The sequence below is a fragment of the Gluconobacter aidae genome (genome assembly GCF_009547075.1).
GTDB classification, from domain to species: domain Bacteria; phylum Pseudomonadota; class Alphaproteobacteria; order Acetobacterales; family Acetobacteraceae; genus Gluconobacter; species Gluconobacter aidae.
Map to the genome: position 1 here is coordinate 1 of NZ_WIPH01000113.1, position 462 is coordinate 462.

Below are 462 nucleotides of genomic sequence, written 5' to 3' on the forward strand. Positions count from 1 at the left end.
ATGGTTTCTCTTCTCATGACAAATTGATCCAGACATTCCGGCAGAGATTTATCTCTCTTTTTTTTATTCATCCGGTAACCAAAACTCCATCCACACGTTGTGTGCTGAACAGTTTCAGACACCATAACCAGAACAAATCACGCGATCTGTTCCTGTATTTATAAAATCCACATCCAGACCATAATTTATTTGAAATTATTTGTCTGAAATTCCCCATCCAAAACACAGCATGCCCGTGATCCGATGCTTCCCAGATCAAGGAACCGCAGATATGGCCAAGTTTTTTGGAAAAATTTCCAGGAATTCATTCCGTATTCATTCCGGAAAGATCATCCGTTCTGATCTTTTCAGCGAAGACTGGCTTCTGCGGCATTCTCAAAGTCTGGCAGAAACTCATGGTGATGTTCTGCGCGCTACGCAGAACAATATTTTGCCGAACCGCCTGAATGATAACGCCAAGGT

General features: G+C 42.2%; 1 protein-coding gene. It reads left to right on the plus strand.

Annotated features, from left to right (window positions below; genetic code table 11):
- Window positions 1-271 precede the first annotated feature (271 nt).
- Window positions 272-462 (plus strand): hypothetical protein (locus GFJ39_RS13955; protein ID WP_153432062.1); only part of this gene is annotated, 191 nt, incomplete at its 3' end.